General features: G+C 71.8%; 14 protein-coding genes. 8 read left to right on the top strand and 6 right to left on the bottom strand.

Annotation, left to right across the window (positions count from 1 at the left end; all coding sequences use genetic code 11):
* Positions 1–74: 74 nt before the first annotated feature.
* The 3 genes from ACIGJI_RS12835 (at position 75) to ACIGJI_RS12825 (ending at position 2,980) form a co-directional block, all read left to right on the top strand.
* On the top strand, positions 75–1,064 hold the full coding sequence (locus tag ACIGJI_RS12835) for a hypothetical protein (protein WP_363446985.1): 990 nt from the start codon (positions 75–77) through the stop codon (positions 1,062–1,064).
* A gap of 87 nt (positions 1,065–1,151) precedes the next feature.
* Positions 1,152–2,741, top strand: a complete 1,590-nt coding sequence (locus ACIGJI_RS12830; RefSeq protein WP_396667030.1) for an acyl-CoA carboxylase subunit beta — start codon at positions 1,152–1,154, stop codon at positions 2,739–2,741.
* A complete protein-coding gene (locus ACIGJI_RS12825) occupies positions 2,738–2,980 on the top strand; it encodes an acyl-CoA carboxylase subunit epsilon (protein WP_187661921.1) in 243 nt (80 codons plus the stop codon). Before ACIGJI_RS12830 ends, ACIGJI_RS12825 begins: the two co-directional genes overlap by 4 nt.
* Positions 2,981–3,177: 197 nt before the next feature.
* Here ACIGJI_RS12825 and ACIGJI_RS12820 read toward each other — a convergent pair whose 3' ends face one another.
* From ACIGJI_RS12820 to ACIGJI_RS12805, 4 genes are read right to left on the bottom strand one after another with little or no spacing between them, the layout of a single operon-like run.
* On the bottom strand, positions 3,178–4,200 hold the full coding sequence (locus ACIGJI_RS12820) for a hypothetical protein (protein WP_363446989.1): 1,023 nt from the start codon (positions 4,198–4,200) through the stop codon (positions 3,178–3,180).
* Positions 4,197–5,432, bottom strand: coding sequence for an ATP-binding protein (locus ACIGJI_RS12815; protein ID WP_187661923.1), 1,236 nt, complete (start codon positions 5,430–5,432; stop codon positions 4,197–4,199). The genes ACIGJI_RS12820 and ACIGJI_RS12815 overlap by 4 nt, the downstream gene beginning before the upstream one ends.
* Positions 5,422–6,081 (bottom strand): response regulator transcription factor, encoded by a 660-nt coding sequence (locus ACIGJI_RS12810; RefSeq protein ID WP_071329676.1) that lies wholly within the window; start codon positions 6,079–6,081, stop codon positions 5,422–5,424. Before ACIGJI_RS12810 ends, ACIGJI_RS12815 begins: the two co-directional genes overlap by 11 nt.
* 43 nt (positions 6,082–6,124) lie before the next feature.
* Positions 6,125–7,369, bottom strand: a complete 1,245-nt coding sequence (locus tag ACIGJI_RS12805; protein ID WP_363446991.1) for a TRAM domain-containing protein — start codon at positions 7,367–7,369, stop codon at positions 6,125–6,127.
* Positions 7,370–7,392: 23 nt separating this feature from the next.
* Here ACIGJI_RS12805 and ACIGJI_RS12800 point away from each other — a divergent pair, with 23 nt between their 5' ends.
* Both ACIGJI_RS12800 and ACIGJI_RS12795 read left to right on the top strand, forming a co-directional pair.
* Complete coding sequence (locus ACIGJI_RS12800; RefSeq protein WP_268776835.1) at positions 7,393–8,028, top strand: nucleoside triphosphate pyrophosphatase; 636 nt, start codon at positions 7,393–7,395, stop codon at positions 8,026–8,028.
* A gap of 78 nt (positions 8,029–8,106) precedes the next feature.
* Entirely contained in the window at positions 8,107–9,873 is a 1,767-nt protein-coding gene (locus tag ACIGJI_RS12795) for a biotin carboxylase N-terminal domain-containing protein (protein ID WP_259954231.1), read from the top strand.
* A 97-nt stretch (positions 9,874–9,970) separates the two neighbouring features.
* On the opposite strand, the gene ACIGJI_RS12790 is transcribed toward ACIGJI_RS12795, so the two are convergent.
* Positions 9,971–11,419 carry an NAD(P)H-quinone dehydrogenase gene (locus ACIGJI_RS12790; RefSeq protein ID WP_025105680.1) on the bottom strand — a complete coding sequence of 483 codons (1,449 nt, stop codon included), beginning with the start codon at positions 11,417–11,419 and terminating at the stop codon, positions 9,971–9,973.
* Between the two features lie 48 nt (positions 11,420–11,467).
* Here ACIGJI_RS12790 and ACIGJI_RS12785 point away from each other — a divergent pair, with 48 nt between their 5' ends.
* Genes ACIGJI_RS12785 through ACIGJI_RS12775 form a run of 3 tightly spaced genes read left to right on the top strand, consistent with a single transcriptional unit; the run spans position 11,468 to position 14,234 of the window.
* The gene (locus tag ACIGJI_RS12785; RefSeq protein WP_363446995.1) at positions 11,468–12,301 is read left to right on the top strand and encodes a purine-nucleoside phosphorylase; all 834 of its coding nucleotides are present in this window, start codon (positions 11,468–11,470) and stop codon (positions 12,299–12,301) included.
* Complete coding sequence (locus ACIGJI_RS12780; RefSeq protein WP_366243961.1) at positions 12,298–13,968, top strand: phospho-sugar mutase; 1,671 nt, start codon at positions 12,298–12,300, stop codon at positions 13,966–13,968. Before ACIGJI_RS12785 ends, ACIGJI_RS12780 begins: the two co-directional genes overlap by 4 nt.
* Before the next feature lie 2 nt (positions 13,969–13,970).
* On the top strand, positions 13,971–14,234 hold the full coding sequence (locus tag ACIGJI_RS12775) for an HPr family phosphocarrier protein (RefSeq protein WP_259954622.1): 264 nt from the start codon (positions 13,971–13,973) through the stop codon (positions 14,232–14,234).
* Positions 14,235–14,237: 3 nt separating this feature from the next.
* On the opposite strand, the gene ACIGJI_RS12770 is transcribed toward ACIGJI_RS12775, so the two are convergent.
* Positions 14,238–16,160 (bottom strand): PRD domain-containing protein, encoded by a 1,923-nt coding sequence (locus ACIGJI_RS12770; protein ID WP_363447000.1) that lies wholly within the window; start codon positions 16,158–16,160, stop codon positions 14,238–14,240.
* Positions 16,161–16,192: the final 32 nt, after the last annotated feature.

Genomic DNA, 16,192 nt, shown 5'->3' with positions numbered 1-16,192 from the left:
CCCTCCGAGAGCCCCGTTCCGCCACGGACCGGGGCTCTCGGTGTTTTCGCGGACGGGCTTCATAGGATCGGCGCATGGCCCCCAAGGTGCACAAGATCCACTCCCTGCCGGACGACGCCCCGTGGGACAAGGGCGTACCCCCGGTCGGCTCCCCCGAGCACCCCATGATGGTGCGCGGGCTCGATCGGGTCCTGTCGATCCAGCGGCCGCTGGTGCTCGCCCACATCCGCAGCATCCGGCTCCGCAACCCCCACGCGACGCCCGACGAGATCATCCGGATCCTGGAGCGGCGCTACCTCGCGGCCGTCACGACGGGTGGGGCCGCGGTGGGGGCGACCGCCGTCGTGCCCGGCATCGGCACCGGGATCACGCTCGCGCTCTCCGGCGTCGAGACCGTGGGATTCGTGGAGTCCACGGCCCTCTTCGCGCAGTCGGTGGCCGAGGTGCACGGCATCGCGGTCGGCAACCCCGACCGCGCACGCGCTCTCGTCATGACGCTCATGCTCGGCAAGGAGGGCGTCGACCTCGTCGGCCAGCTCGCCCGGCAGGTCGCGGGGCGCGGGGGCAGCCGCTCGGCGTACTGGGGCGAGATGGTGACGAAGTCGCTGCCCCGCGCCGCGGTGGGACCCCTGGTGGACCAGCTCAAGGGGATGTTCGTGAAGCAGTTCGCGGCCAGGGGCGGCGCCTCGTTCATCGGTAAGGCGATGCCCTTCGGGATCGGCGCGGCCATCGGCGGGGCGGGCAACCACATCCTCGGCCGCCGGGTGCTCACCACGTCCCACCGCGCGTTCGGCTCCGCACCGCTCACCCTGCCCGCCGAGCTGGAGCCCGTGCCCGGCGCCGAGAAGGTGGAGCTGCGGATGCTCCGGGGGGCGCGCTACGCCGGCACCGCCGTCGCCGGAGCCGCCGGCACCGTGGCGCGCGGCGCGGGGTGGGTCGGTCATCGGGTGGGTGAGATCGCCGGACGCCGGCGTGAGCATGCGGCGGACGAGATCGAGGCGGGTGAGAGCGACGGCGACCACGATCTGCCGCCGCGCCCGGGTTCCGGCGCGACCGGGACGTGAGGGGTCGCGCACCTCGCCAAAGGATCCGTCGACCCGTTGTGCCGATCATCCAACGGACGGCGCGGACCCGACGCTAGGGTGGAATCCGTGACGGACAAGCCCGACCCCTTTACCACCGCCGGCAAGATCGCGGACCTGCGCGCTCGCTACACCGAGGCCGTCGTCGACGCCGAGGCGAAGGCGAAGGAGAAGCAGCACGCGAAGGGCAAGATGACCGCCCGCGAGCGCATCGAACTCCTCGTCGACCCCGGCAGCTTCGTCGAGTTCGACGAGTACGTGCGCCACCGCACCACCGCGTTCGGGATGGACCGCTCGCGCCCCTACGGGGACTCCGTCGTCACCGGCGTCGGCACCATCCACGGCCGCACCGTGGCGGTGTACTCGCAGGACTTCTCGACCTTCGGCGGGTCGCTCGGCGAGGTCGCCGGCGAGAAGATCGTCAAGGTCATGGAGTTCGCCCTGGCCGGCGGCATGCCCTGCATCGGCATCCTCGACTCCGGCGGGGCGCGCATCCAGGAGGGTGTGGTCGCGCTCGGCAAGTACGGCGAGATCTTCCGTCTGAACACCCGCGCCTCCGGCGTGATCCCGCAGATCTCGATCATCATGGGCCCGGCCGCCGGCGGCGCCGTCTACTCGCCCGCCCTCACCGACTTCGTCATCATGGTCGACAAGACCAGCCAGATGTTCGTCACCGGGCCCGACGTGATCAAGACGGTCACCGGCGAGGACGTCGGCATGGAGGAGCTCGGTGGCGCCTACACGCACAACACGCGCTCCGGTGTCGCCCACTACCTCGCGGAGGACGAGGACGACGCGATCGACTACGCCCGCACGCTCCTCGGATTCCTGCCGGACAACAACATGGCGGAGCTGCCGTCCTACGAGAGCGCGTTCGAGTTCGAGACGACCGACGCCGACCGCACGCTCAACACGCTCATCCCGGATTCCCCGAACCAGCCGTACGACATCCACACGGTGATCGAGCATGTCGTCGACGACGGCGACTTCCTCGAGGTGCAGCCGCTGTTCGCTCCCAACATCGTCATCGGCTTCGGCCGCATCGAGGGCCGCTCGGTCGGCATCATCGCCAACCAGCCGTCCCAGATGGCGGGCACGCTCAACATCGAGGCCGGCGAGAAGGCGAGCCGGTTCGTGCGGTTCTGCGACGCGTTCTCGCTGCCGATCGTGACCCTCGTCGACGTGCCGGGATACCTGCCAGGCACCGACCAGGAGTGGACAGGCGTCATCCGCCGCGGCGCCAAGCTCCTCTACGCGTACGCGGAGGCCACCGTGCCGCTCGTGACGGTGATCCTGCGCAAGGCGTACGGCGGCGCGTACATCGTCATGGGGTCGAAGCAGCTCGGCGCCGACGTGAACCTCGCCTGGCCCACCGCGGAGATCGCCGTGATGGGCGGCCAGGGCGCCGTCAACATCCTCTATCGCGGCGAGATCCGCAAGGCGGAGGACGCCGGCGAGGACGTGGCGGCGGTCCGCACGCGTCTGGCCAACGAATACACCTACAACGTCGCCTCGCCCTTCCTCGCGGCCGAGCGCGGCGAGCTCGACGGCATCATCGAACCGGCGAACACGCGCGTCGCGATCGCGAAGGCTCTGCGCGCGCTCCGCGGCAAGCGCGCAGAGCTGCCGCCGAAGAAGCACGGGAACATCCCGCTGTGAGCGCGCAGGAATCCGCCGTCGACGGGACGGCCCCCGCGCCGCTCCTTCTGGAGATCACGCGCGGCGCCGCCACGGAGGAGGAACTCGCGGCCCTCATCGCGGTGCTCGGCGACGCCTACGAGACCGAGCAGGCGGAGGCGACGGTCGAGGAGCCGCGGGTGTCGGCGTGGACGCGCACGCAGCGCCCGCTGCGCCGACCGCTGCGTCGCGACATCCCCTGGGGACGCTTCGCCGGCTGAATCGGGTCGACGTGTTTTGTCCCCCAAAATACCTACAGACAACCGTTGCACGACCCCGCAGACTGAAGGGGACGCTTCGCGTTCGGCTGGTCTCTCTGTCCCAGGGTAGACAGACGCTGATCGGCCACCAGCGGACGGTTTTCGGGTAACTGTCCGCACGGCGAGGGGCAGGCGGATTCGCCGCCCCTCGCCCACTCTCACTTCCGTGCGTCGGAGGCGGTCTCACGCCGCTGTTTGGCGATCTCGTGCCACAGGTCCACGGAGTCGTCGTCCGAGGCCCGCAGGCCCGCGCGGCCGACGACCGTCACCGCGACGAGCGGATCCCGTGCGGAGCGGATGATGATCCGGCCGGTACCCGCGCTGCGCAGAACCGCCGCGAGCTCGTCCCGGATCTCCATCCGCCGCCCCTCGTCCACGCCGTCGAGCCCACCCTCGTCGAACACGGTCACCGAGGCACCGTGGCGGCGCGCGGCGTCGATCGCATTGCGGACGTCGTCGTTCAACAGGTCCGCGCCGCGCAGCTCGTCGCGCAGACGTCCCTCAGCAAGCCGGGCTTCCAGGCGCTCGTCGTCGTCGAGCAGCCCGCGTGAGGCCACCACCCTGCTGAGGATCGGGCCGGCGACCGCGAGGGCGAACTGCGTCCGCAGCCGACGCTCGCGCTGGCGGACGCGCTGCGTCGCATGCCAGGCCGACACGGCCTGCTGGATCTCGGACAGGCGCTCCGTGTCGCTGACGGCGCGATCCCAGAACATCACCAGCAGCTGGGCGACCGCCACCCACATGATTGAGCCCACCACGCCGAGGTTCATCGCCACGCCCATGCCCAGCGCGAGCGACGCGGAGACGACGAGCACGGCGAGCGTCGTCCAGCCCACCCAGGGCCGGCGCCGGACCACGCACACCACGCCGAGCAGCCCGAGAGCGCCGATGTACCAGGTGGCGAACGGCGCCGTGCGATCGTCCGGTTCCAGCGAGAGGGTCACGAGCGCCGGGATCACCGCGCTCACGGCCAGCGCGAGGAGAGCCGACCACAGCGGCATCCGGACCGTGGCCGGGCTGCCGAGGATCGCGATGTTCACCACGACGAGGTACGCGGCGATCGCGAGGACCATGAGCAGCGGTGCCGTCGGCTGCTCGATCCACCAGATCCCGCGGGCGACGAAGTACAGCGCGAACCCGACGGCGAGCGAGGTCGCGACACTCCGCACGGTCCGGTTCATGAGCGCTCCCAGCCCAAGGTGACGACGGTGCCGCCCTCGTCGGAGGAGATCCGCGCGGTGCCGGCGACACCGGCCATACGGGCGAGGATGGAGGCGCGGATGCCGAGCCGATCCGGACCGATCGTGTCGACGTCGAACCCGTTCCCGGTGTCGGAGACCGTCACGGCGATGCCCTCGTCGCCGTGACCGACCACGAGGATGTGCAGGCCGCGCCCGTGGGCGTGCGCGACCGCGTTGCCGATCGCCTGCCGCGCCGCGAGCACGAGAGCCCTCGCTGCGCGCCCCGGGATGAGGCCGCTCCCGCCGCGCTCCTCCACGATCGCGTCGGCGCCGAGCTCGGAGAGGGCCCGTCGCAGCTCCACGACGATCTGCGCGGCGCCCACCGGCTCATCGCTACCCTCCTCCGCGACCGCCGCCTCCGTGTTCGCGAGCCGCGTGAGCGCCTCCCGCGCCATCGCCACGGCGAGCTCTCTCGCCCGCTCGCCCTCCGCGCGTTCGGCGGCGATGAGTGCGGCCAGCACGCTGTCGTGCATGAGCGCCGACATCGCCACACGCTCCTCCTCCGCCGCCGCGGCGGCCGCCGCCGTCGCATACGACGCCACCGCCGTGCCCCGCGCCTCGTCCACGCCCGCGGCGACCGAGCGGAACATCCAGCCGAGCGAGACGATCACGACGCCGAGGATGAGCGTGAAGGAGACGTCGAACGCGGTGGTCACCCAGAACTCCCGCGAGAAGTCGCCCTGCACCAGACGCACGTACCCGTAGACGAACGGCACCCCGACCGCCCACGCGAACTGCAGCCGCACGGGGAAGGCCAGCATCGCCGCCACGACTCCGACGTTCACGAGGAAGAAGATCCACGGCTGGTCCCCCGCCACCTTGTCGGTGGGATCGACGACGACCGGCCATGCCGCGAGCGCGAGGACGTACACGACGGCGAAGACCCCCGCGGCAAGGCGCACGCCGCGTCCGACCAGGCAGGCGACGAGCATCGCCGCCAACGGCACGAACACCGCGATGAGCATCGCGATGTGCGGCACGTCCGCGCGGGACATCGTGTGCACGGCCGCGATCAGCGCCTGCGCCCCGAGCACGGCGGAGCCCAGGGCGACGACGATCGCGAGGATGCGCTCCATCCGCTTCCCGGTGAACCGCTCGAAGCCGTTCTCCGCGCTGCCGGGAGACGGGATCTTGCTCCAGGCGTCGCGGACGCTCAGCGGCTCAGCGGGCACTCGGCGCCCCGTCGGCCGTCACGATGCCGTCCTCCATCGCGCGCCGCAGCAGATCGACCTTGGTGGGCGCCGGCCGACCGACCTCGACGTACTTCACCCGGATCCGGGTGATGTTCTCCTTCGCGGTGGAGTACGCGACGCCGAGGCGTTCGGCCACTGCCTTCAGCGGCAGGCCGGTCGCGTACAGGCGCAGCACCTCCCGCTCCCGGGTGGACAGCTGGGCGTCGGCGAACGCGCGGTCGCCGTCGACCGCGCTGGCCCATTCGACGTTGTTCAGAGCCTCACCCTGTGCCACGGTGCGGATCGCATCCAGCACGTCGTCGAGGGCGGAGGACTTGCTGACGACTCCGGCCGCGCCGGCCGCCAGCGCCTCGCGGACGGCTGCCGGACGGTCGGCGACGCTGTGGATCACCACGCTGGCGCCGTCGGCGACGAGGGACACGACGTTCTCCGTGACCGTCGTCCCGTCCCCCAGCGTGAGGTCGAGCACGACGACGTCTGCGGGTGGAGCGCCCGTGGACGAGCGCCACACGAGGTAGGAGCCGACCGTGCTCCCGGTGAACACGACGGTCTGCCCGTCCCTGGCGCACGCGGCCTCGAGGCCGAGGCGGACGGACTCGTGGTCGTCGATGAGGGCGACGGTGCTCATGCCCACAGCCTAGTGAGTCGCGGACCCGGGGCCGGGAATGCGCTCACCGGGTGAGCAGGGCGACGACCTCGAAGTGATGCGAGTGCGGGAACAGGTCGAAGCCGCGGAGGGCACCGACCTCCCACCCCAGGCCGCGGAAGGTGCCGAGGTCGCGGGCGAGGGCCACCGGGTCGCAGGCGACGTAGGCGATCGCGGACGGACTCAGCGCATGCACGCCCTCCACGACCGCCCGCCCGGCCCCCGACCGCGGCGGATCGAGCACGACGGCTCCCGTGGCGCCTCCGCGTCGAGGCTGCTGCAGGAAGCGGTCGACGCGAGCCGTGACCGCCGTCACGTCGAGCGGGGCGAGGTTCGCGGCGGCGTGCTGCGTCGCCCGGCGGCTGGACTCCACCGTGACGACATCGGTGCCGCCGAGATCCGCGAGGGTCCGCGCGAAGAGGCCGACGCCTCCGTACAGGTCGTAGTGCGTCGCGTCCGGCTCCACATGCCCGTCGAGCAGGCCGTACACGGCACCGTCGAGGACGGAGGCGGCACGGGGGTGCACCTGCCAGAACCCTCCGGCGTCGACGTCGAACGTGCGGTCACCGACGCGTTCCTGCACGACCTCGGGTGTCGGCCGAGGACGACGATCCCGCGGTGAGCGCCGCTCGGCCTCGGGGTGGCGGAGGATGCGCACCCGGCCGTCCGCGGGCTCCACGAGCTCGATGCGTCCGGCCTTCTCGCCCTGCAGGGCCAGGGCGGCCTCGGCGATCGCGGGGCGGGCGAGCGGGTGCGTCGACACCGGGACGACGCGGTGGCTGCGGGCCGCGAAGGGGCCGATCCGTCCCTCGTCGTCCACGTGCAGGGTCACCCGCGTCCGCCACCCCGTCCCATCCCCGGACTCCACGGCTTCGATCTCCGGCGCCTCGAGTCCGGGACCGGCGAAGCGGTCGAACGCCTCCGAGAGAACCTGTCGCTTGAGCACGCGCTGGTGCCCGAGGTCGATGTGCCCGAGGTCGGCACCCCCGGGCCGCTGGGCGGGGTCGTGCGCGACGTCCGCCTCCGGCCAGATGTGCGGCCGCCGATGCGGGGAGGCCTCGAGGACCTCGATCGTCTCGGCGCGCCAGAAGCTGCGGGTGTCGGGCTCCCCGGCGCCGGCGGACGGATCCAGCAGGCGGGCTCGGACGCGCTCCCCCGGGATCGCATCGGAGACGAAGACCACGCGACCGTCGTGACGGGCGATGAAGGTGCCTCCGTGGGCGATGCCGGTGATGTCGAGATCGAGCACGTCGGCTGCGGAGGAAGTCATCCTTCGAGGATACGGTGGTCTCCATGCGCGTCTGCCTCGCCTCGACATCCCCTGCCCGGCTCATGCTGCTGCGTCAGGCCGGCATCGAACCCCTCACGCTGTCGCCGGAGGTGGACGAGGACGCCCTGGCCGCCGCCGCGGAGGAGCGCATGGGCCCCGTCGCACCCGCCGACCTCGTGCTGCTGCTCGCTCGCGCCAAGGCCGCCGCCGTCGCCGAGCGGCTGGCCGCCGAGGGCGTGTTCGACGGCATCGTGATCGGCGGGGACTCCATGTTCGCGCTCGGGGACCGGGTCTACGGCAAGCCCTACACGCCGGAGGAGGCCACGCGCCGGTGGCAGGAGATGCGCGGCGCCACCGGCGTGCTGCACTCCGGGCACTCCGTGTTCCGCGTCTCCCCCGGCGCCGAGCCCGTCGAGGCGACCGCTGTCGCGGAGGCCGCCGTGACGTTCGCCGAGGACATCAGCGATGAGGAGATCGCCGCGTACGTGGCATCGGGGGAACCGCTCCATGTCGCCGGAGCCTTCACCGTGGACAGCCTCGGCGGCGCCTTCATCACCCGGGTCGAGGGCGATCCCTCCACCGTCGTGGGGATGTCACTCTCCACCGTGCGCCGTCTCGCTGCCGATCTCGGAGTGCGGTGGACGGATCTGTGGTCGTAGACTCCCCTCCACGTTTTTCCCTCTTTCTTGTCGAGAGTCGTCAAAAGTATCGGGATGCTACTCGCTAGGCTGGCAACCATGCCTGAAATCGCGAAGGTGCTCGTCGCCAACCGCGGCGAGATCGCCGTCCGCATCGTCCGTGCCGCTCGTGACTCCGGGATCGCCTCGGTCGCCGTCTACGCCGACCAGGATCGGGACGCGCTGCACGTGCGCCTCGCTGACGAGGCGTATGCGCTCGGTGGCGCGACCAGCGCCGAGACCTACCTCCAGATCGAAAAGATCCTCTCCGTTGCCCGCCGCGCCGGCGCCGACGCCGTGCACCCGGGCTACGGGTTCCTCGCGGAGAACGCCGAGTTCGCGCGCGCCGTGATCGACGCCGGGATGATCTGGATCGGCCCCTCCCCGGAGGCCATCGAAGCGCTCGGCGACAAGGTCACCGCCCGCCACGTGGCCGAGAAGGTCGGCGCGCCCCTCGCGCCCGGCACCCCCGGCCCGGTCTCCGGTGCCGACGAGGTCGTCGCCTTCGCGCAGGAGTACGGTCTGCCGATCGCGATCAAGGCGGCCTACGGCGGCGGCGGTCGCGGCCTCAAGGTCGCCCGTGAGCTCGACGAGGTCGAGGAGCTGTTCGAGTCCGCCACGCGCGAGGCGGTCGCCGCGTTCGGCCGCGGCGAGTGCTTCGTGGAGAAGTACCTCGACAAGCCCCGGCACGTCGAGACCCAGTGCCTCGCCGATGCCGAGGGCAACGTCGTCATCATCTCGACCCGCGACTGCTCGCTGCAGCGTCGACACCAGAAGCTCGTTGAAGAGGCACCCGCCCCGTTCCTCACGCCCGAGCAGAACGAGAAGCTCTACTCGGCGTCCAAGGCCATCCTCAAGGAGGTCGGCTACGTCGGTGCGGGCACGTGCGAGTTCCTCATCGGCGCCGACGGCACGGTCTCCTTCCTCGAGGTGAACACCCGCCTCCAGGTCGAGCACCCCGTGTCCGAGGAGGTCACCGGCATCGACCTCGTCCGCGAGCAGTTCCGCATCGCCGCCGGCGGCACGATCGACTACGACGACCCCCAGCCGCAGGGCCACTCCATCGAGTTCCGCATCAACGGCGAGGACCCGGGTCGTGGATTCCTCCCCCAGCCCGGCCCCATCCACGTCTTCAAGACCTTCGGCGGCCCCGGCATCCGCCTCGACTCCGGTGTCACCGCCGGGGACGCGGTCTCCGGCGCGTTCGACTCGCTGCTCGCCAAGATCATCGTCACCGGCAAGGACCGCGCCGAGGCCCTGGAGCGCGCGCGTCGGGCCCTGGACGAGTTCGAGGTCGCAGGCCTTCCCACCGTCATCCCCTTCCACCGCAAGGTCGTCCGCGACCCCGCCTTCACGGCCGAGGACGGGACGTTCGGCGTCTACACGCGGTGGATCGAGACCGAGTTCGACAACGACATCCCCGCGTGGGACGGCGAGCTCGAGGCTCCGGCCCCCGCGAACGCCCGGCACACGGTGGTCGTCGAGGTCGGTGGCAAGCGGCTCGAGGTCAGCCTGCCCGATCGCGTCGCCGTCGCCCCCGGCACCACGGGACGCCCTGCGGCGGTGCCGCCGTCGCGTCGCAGCCACGCCACGGTCGCCAACGCCGGGGCCTCCGGCGACGCGGTGAAGTCGCCGATGCAGGCCACGGTCGTCAAGGTCGCCGTCGAGGAAGGGCAGCAGGTCGTCAAGGGCGACCTCGTCGTCGTCCTCGAGGCGATGAAGATGGAGCAGCCGCTGCAGGCGCACAAGGACGGCGTCGTCGGCAGCATCGACGCCGCCGCTGGCACCACGGTGTCCGCCGGCCACCAGCTCCTCACGATCTCCTGACCCGATCTCCTGACACGCGAGACCCCGCTTTCACGCCGAGACCCCGGGCTGCAGATGTCTGCAGCCCGGGGTCTCGGCGATTGCGCGGGGTCTCGGGTCAGGAGATGTTCACGAGGTGCATCGCGCGGCTCGCGTCGGTGATGCTGCTCGAGAGCGAGGGGTACGCGGCGAAGACCCGGGAGACCTGGTCGACGGTGAGGCGACGCTCGACCGCGATCGCGATGGGGTAGATGAGCTCGGAGGCCTTCGGGGCCACGATCACTCCGCCGATCACGGTGCCGGAGCCCTTGCGCGCGATGAGCTTGACGAAGCCGTCCTTGATGCCCATCATCTTCGCGCGCGGGTTGGCGGCGAGCGGGAGCTTGTAGACCATGCCGTCCGCGAGGCCGTCCTCCACGTCCTTGACGCCGTAGCCGACGGTCGCGATCTCCGGCGCGGTGAAGATGTTGGAGGTGATCTTGATGAGCTCGAGCGGGATGACGATGTCGCCCAGCGCGTGGAACACCGCCGTGCGACCCTGCATGGAGGCCACCGAGGCCAGGGGGAAGAAGTTCGTGCAGTCCCCGACCGCGTACACGTTCGGCACCGAGGTGCGCGCGACGCGGTTCACCCGGACGTGTCCGGAGTCGTCGAGCTCGACACCGGCCTCCTCCAGACCGATGCCGGCCGTGTTCGGGATCGAGCCGACCGCCATGAGGCAGTGGCTGCCCTCGACAGTGCGACCGTCGGACAGGGTCACCGTGACGCCGTCTCCGGTGACCTCGACCTTCTCGGCGCGCGACTTGGACAGCACCTGCATGCCGCCGCGCTTGAACACCTTCTCCAGCACCCGCGCCGCATCCTGGTCCTCGCCGGGGAGGACCTGCTCGCGGCTGGAGACGAGCGTGACCTTCGCCCCGAGGTTCATGTAGGCGGAGGCGAACTCGGCACCGGTCACGCCGGAGCCGACGACGATGAGGTGCTCGGGCAGCGCCTTCATGTCGTAGAGCTGGGTCCACGTGAGGATGCGCTTGCCGTCGGGCTTGGCGGAGTCGAGTTCGCGCGGCGAGGCGCCGACCGCGACGACGATGGTGTCGGCCTCGACGCGGTCGAAGTCCGTGCCCCGCTCGCCCGTGGAGACGACGATGGCGTTCGGACCCTCCAGACGGCCGTGACCGGAGAGGATGCGCACGCCTGCGTCGAGGAGGGTGGTGCGCATGTCCTCGGACTGCTGACCGGCCAGCGCCACGAGGCGCTTGTTCACCGCCGCGAGGTTGATGGCGATCTCCGGCTTGAGGGGCTTGCCGTTCTCGCCCTTGGCGTAGAAGTTCACGCCCAGGTCGCTGGCCTCGGAGATGGCGACAGCGGCGTCCGCCGTGGCGATGAGGCTCTTCGAGGGCACCACGTCGGTGAGCACGGCGGATCCGCCGACACCGACGCGCTCGACGAGGGTGACCTCCGCTCCGAGCTGGGCGGCCGCCAGGGCCGCCTCGTAACCGCCGGGTCCGCCGCCGAGGACGGCGACGCGCTGAGTGCGCTCGAAAGTGGTGGAAGACATGCTCTCCATTCTTCCGCAATCCTGGCACCGGAGCCTGCCACTTCCTAGAGTGGATCCATGCCTGAAACCCACAGCAACCCCCTCGACGACCCCGCTGCGAACCCGTTCGAGGTCGCAGCCGAAGCCGCCGCCGACATCGCGCGGCTGACCGGCGTCGAGAAGCACGACATCGCCCTCACGCTCGGCAGCGGCTGGGGCAAGGCCGCCGACCTCATCGGCGAGACCATGGCGACGATCCCCGCCACCGAGGTCACCGGGTTCTCGAAGCCCGCTCTGGAGGGCCACGTCGGCACGCTGCGCAGCATCCGGACGCCCGGCGGGAAGAACATCCTCGTCATCGGTGCCCGCACGCACTACTACGAGGACCACGGCGTCCGCCGGGTCGTGCACAGCGTCCGCACCGCCGCAGCCACCGGCGCGAAGATCATGGTGCTCACCAACGGCGCCGGCGGCATCAAGGAGACCTGGAAGCCCGGCCAGCCCGTGCTGATCAGCGACCACATCAACCTCACCGCCGACTCCCCGCTGGAGGGCGCGACGTTCATCGACCTCACCGACCTCTACGCGAAGCGCCTGCGCGACATCGCCCGTACGGTCGACCCCGCCCTCGACGAGGGCGTCTACACGCAGTTCCGCGGCCCGCACTACGAGACCCCGGCCGAGGTGCAGATGGCCAAGCACATCGGCGGCCACATCGTCGGCATGTCGACCGCGCTCGAGGCGATCGCGGCGCGCGAGGCCGGCATGGAGATCCTCGGGTTCTCGCTCATCACGAACCTCGCGGCCGGGATCCAGCAGACCCCGCTCAGCCACGCCGAGGTCATCGAGGCCGGACGCGAGGCGGAGCCGGTGATCTCCGACCTGCTGGCCCGGGTGGTCGAGGCCCTGTGAGCGAGGAGCGGCTCGCCCAGGCCCGCGCCTGGCTGCGCCAGGACCCCGACCCGCAGACCCGCGACGAGCTGGCCGGCATCATCACCCGCGCCGCCTCCGGGGATGAGGCCGCCACGGCGGAGCTCGACGACCGCTTCGGCAGTCGTCTCGCGTTCGGCACGGCCGGGCTCCGCGGCGCGCTCGGGGCGGGAAGCAACCGGATGAACCGGGTGCTCGTCTCCCAGGCCGCGGCGGGCTTCGCGGCGTATCTGCGCGAGCGGGCCGCGGGCGCGACCCCGACCGTGGTGATCGGCTACGACGGCCGCCGCAACTCCCGGGTGTTCGCCCAGGACTCCGCGGAGCTGTTCGCCGGTGCCGGCCTGCGCGCGATCCTGCTCCCCCGCCTGCTCCCCACCCCCGTGCTGGCCTTCGCGGTGCGGCACCTCGGCGCCGACGCGGGCGTGATGGTGACCGCGAGCCACAACCCGCCGGACGACAACGGCTACAAGGTGTACCTCGGCGGCGCGGATCACGGTTCGCAGATCGTGGCTCCCGCCGATGCCGAGATCGCCGCCCAAATCCAGCGCGTCGCGGACGGCGGAGACGTGCGTGCCCTGCCGCGGTCCAGCGCCTACGAGACCGCGGGCGAGGATCTCGTCCAGGCCTACGTCGCCGCCACCGCGGCCGTCGCCCCCGCACCCGCGGCAGGCCGCCGCCTGCGCTGGGTCTACACCGCGATGCACGGCGTCGGCTGGGAGACGTTCGCGCGCATCCTCGACGCTGCCGGCTACCCGCGGCCGATCGTGGTCGACGAGCAGCTCCACCCGGACGCGACGTTCCGCACGGTGTCCTTCCCCAACCCGGAGGAGCCGGGCGCCATGGACCTGGCGTTCGCCACGGCCCGGAGGGCGAAGGCGGACTTCATCCTCGCCAACGATCCGGACGCCGACCGGCTCGCCGTGGCCGTCCCCGACGACACCGCCGCGGACGGCTGGCGACGTCTGACCGGCAACGAGGTCGGACTGCTGCTCGGCGCCCGCGCCGCGCGTGCCGCGGCCGGAACTCCCGGGGCCTCGCTCGCGTGCTCGCTCGTCTCCTCCCCCGGGCTCGGCGCCATCGCCGCCCACCACGGGTTGGACTTCCACGAGACGCTCACCGGGTTCAAGTGGATCTCGCGGGCTCCCGGCATCGTCTTCGGCTTCGAGGAGGCCCTGGGCTACCTCGTCAACCCCGAGACCGTGCGCGACAAGGACGGCATCTCCGCCGCGGTCGCCGTGCTCGGGCTGGCCGCCGAGGCGCAGGAGCGCGGGCTGACCCTCGCCGATCTCGTCCGCGAGGTGGGCGACACGTACGGTCACTTCGCGAGCTCCCAGGTGTCGGTGCGGGTGGCTGACCTGTCGCTCATCGGCACGGTGATGCTGTCGCTGCGCTCGCTTCCGCCCACGCAGATCGGCGGACGCTCGATCGCGTCGACCGAGGACCTGCTGCAGAGCGCACCGGGGCAGCCCTCCGGGGACGTGCTGCGGTACCGGCTCTCCGACGGATCCCGGGTCATCGTGCGCCCGAGCGGAACGGAGCCGAAGCTCAAGGTCTACATCGACGCCGCAGCCGACTCCGCGGAGGGTGCGGCGGCCGCCGTCGCCGAGCTGGAGGCCGGTGTCCGGGTCCTCCTGGACGAGCGCTCCTGACCATGCCCGTCCGCCACGTCGTCGTCAGCGCCCACAACGGGGTGCACGCACGACCGGTCGCGGAGCTCGTGCGCCTCGCGCAGGCGCACGAGCTCCCGGTCACGCTGCGCACCGCCGGCGGCACGGCCGTGGATCTGCGCAGCGTCCTCGCGGTGATGGACCTCGCCCTCGCCCCCGGGGACGCCGTGACCCTGGAGACGGCGCCGGGTCCGTCGTCCGAGCGCGTCCTCGCGCAGCTCGCCCTGGTGCTCGCGCCCGACGCCTGAGTCTCAGCCGTCGATCACGGCGACGAGCTCGTCGAGGAAGCCCTCGAAGGTCGCCCCGCGGCGGACGATCCGCTGCACGCTCTCCCGCTCGCTGAACACCTCGACGAGCTGCTCGAACACGGTCTGGAAAGCCGCCCTGTCGCTCTCGCTGAAGGCGGCGAGCGCGACGACCTGCACGCGTCCGTCCCCCCAGGCCGCCGACCCGTCCGCGACGCCGAGCGCGATCGCCGTCCGGGTCGCGGTCATCTGCAGCGCGTGCGGCACGGCGAGCGCATCGGTGAACGCGGTGGAGGACATGCGCTCGCGCACGATCGTGTTCTCCACGTAGTCGTCTCCGATCAGCCCCGCGCGGACGAGCGGGGCGCCGAGCCGCCGGATGATGGCCTCCTCGCCCTCGTCAGGGAGCGGGTGCACGAAGGCATCGGGGTGGAAGTACCGCGCGAGCTCCTCCCGCAGCCGGGCGAGCCGTCGACCGCGGCGCAGCCGCCCTGCGGCCTGCTGGATGCGGTCGACGTCGGCGTCCGTGAGGAACGGCTGGATGCGCACGAACCGGTCGCCGGAAGCCCCGGGTTCGATCGTGCTCAGCACGAGGTCGGTGTCGAACGACGCCCAGTCCGGGTCGACGTTCGTGACGACGCTGGTGACCTCGATCGCGGAACCCAGCGAGCGGTCCACGCTCGAACGCAGGAGTTCGTGGAGTTCGTAGTAGCCGGGGCAGACGATGGTCGCGGTGAGGATGGACTCCGCCTTGCGGCTCCGCTCCAGCCGTCCCCCGACGTGCATGGCGATGTAGGCGATCTCGTCGTCGTGGATGGGCGTGCCGAGCCGGTCGTGCAGACCGCTCGCGATCGACACCGCCACCTCGAAGATCATCGGATAGGTCGTCTTCAGCGAGCGGGTCAGCGGGTTCCGGGTGAGGGCGCTCTCCTCGGCGCGGCGCAGGAGGTTCTGCACGTGCAGCGCGAGGCGGAGCACGAACGTCTCGTCGACGAGGTCGACGCGGTAGTCCTCCGCGGCCCGCGCGATCTCCGCTCTGACCGCCGCCTCCACGTCCGGGGCGACGCCGCTGCGGGCGAGCTCCTGCGCCGCCTCGCCACCCGGCGCGACGATCCGCGTCAGGACCAGGGAGGCGAGGTGACCGCTGTCGCCCTCGCCCAGGACCACGGCGAAGTGCTCGGCGGCGAGGCCGGCGATCACCGCTCCCACCCGCGGGATCTCCGGTCGAGCTCCCACGGGGGGTGCCTCGAGGGCACGGCCGGCGGCCACCCGCTCGGCGGCGATCGCGATGTGCAGGAGCACGTCGGCGATCGCGAGTTCGTTGACGTAGTAGCCGAGTTCGCCGAGCTCGCGCACGAGGGCCGACTTGAAGGGTCCGACCGCCTGCGCATCGACCGCGGTCCCGGAGAGGGCCCGCCGGAAGATCTCCGGGTGGAACGACGCGTCGTCCATCTCGTCGTGGGCGAGGCGGCTGAGCAGGCGGCGCTGGGCGGCCTCGTCTCCGTGGAGCCGCACCCGCTCACGGGCCCGGTCGAGCGTCAGGTCGGTCCCGTCGAGGAGACCGCGGACGCGGACCAGGTCCGCCTCCAGCGTCGCCTCGCTCACGTGCAGCGCATCCGCGGTGTCGAAGACGTCGATCCCCTCCGGCTCGTCCAGGAGCAGCCGGACGAGGGCGTGCAGCCGTTCGCGCGGGGCGGAGTCGCCGCCCTGCCGGACGCGCAGCGCGCCGCGGGCGCCGGGGCCCGCCCGATAGCCCGCGGGGCCGGACTCGACGACCGCGGCGCCCGGCGTGCGGGCGTTCAGTGCCGCGACGTAGGAGCGGATGCTCCGCGGGGTCACACCCAGGAGATCGGCCAGCGTGCCTGCGGTCGCCCAGCCCTCCTCGCGCAGCAGCGCGGCGAGGAGCTGGTCCTGACGCTGGCGCGACATGGTCCCTCCGAGTTCCCGTGCTGACGGCACTG

Source organism: Microbacterium sp. NPDC064978 (assembly GCF_044543605.1).
GTDB classification, from domain to species: domain Bacteria; phylum Actinomycetota; class Actinomycetes; order Actinomycetales; family Microbacteriaceae; genus Microbacterium; species Microbacterium meiriae.
This window is presented reverse-complemented; position numbering and strand designations above follow the sequence as displayed.

Bases quoted from the DNA above. Each gene is read 5' to 3' on its own strand.
- ACIGJI_RS12770 (WP_363447000.1), bottom strand. From the start codon at position 16,160: ATGTCGCGCCAGCGTCAGGACCAGCTCCTCGCCGCGCTGCTGCGCGAG.
- ACIGJI_RS12820 (WP_363446989.1), bottom strand. From the start codon at position 4,200: ATGAACCGGACCGTGCGGAGTGTCGCGACCTCGCTCGCCGTCGGGTTC.
- ACIGJI_RS12775 (WP_259954622.1), top strand. From the start codon at position 13,971: ATGCCCGTCCGCCACGTCGTCGTCAGCGCCCACAACGGGGTGCACGCA.
- ACIGJI_RS12805 (WP_363446991.1), bottom strand. From the start codon at position 7,369: ATGACTTCCTCCGCAGCCGACGTGCTCGATCTCGACATCACCGGCATC.
- ACIGJI_RS12835 (WP_363446985.1), top strand. From the start codon at position 75: ATGGCCCCCAAGGTGCACAAGATCCACTCCCTGCCGGACGACGCCCCG.
- ACIGJI_RS12795 (WP_259954231.1), top strand. From the start codon at position 8,107: ATGCCTGAAATCGCGAAGGTGCTCGTCGCCAACCGCGGCGAGATCGCC.
- ACIGJI_RS12810 (WP_071329676.1), bottom strand. From the start codon at position 6,081: ATGAGCACCGTCGCCCTCATCGACGACCACGAGTCCGTCCGCCTCGGC.
- ACIGJI_RS12785 (WP_363446995.1), top strand. From the start codon at position 11,468: ATGCCTGAAACCCACAGCAACCCCCTCGACGACCCCGCTGCGAACCCG.
- ACIGJI_RS12800 (WP_268776835.1), top strand. From the start codon at position 7,393: ATGCGCGTCTGCCTCGCCTCGACATCCCCTGCCCGGCTCATGCTGCTG.
- ACIGJI_RS12790 (WP_025105680.1), bottom strand. From the start codon at position 11,419: ATGGAGAGCATGTCTTCCACCACTTTCGAGCGCACTCAGCGCGTCGCC.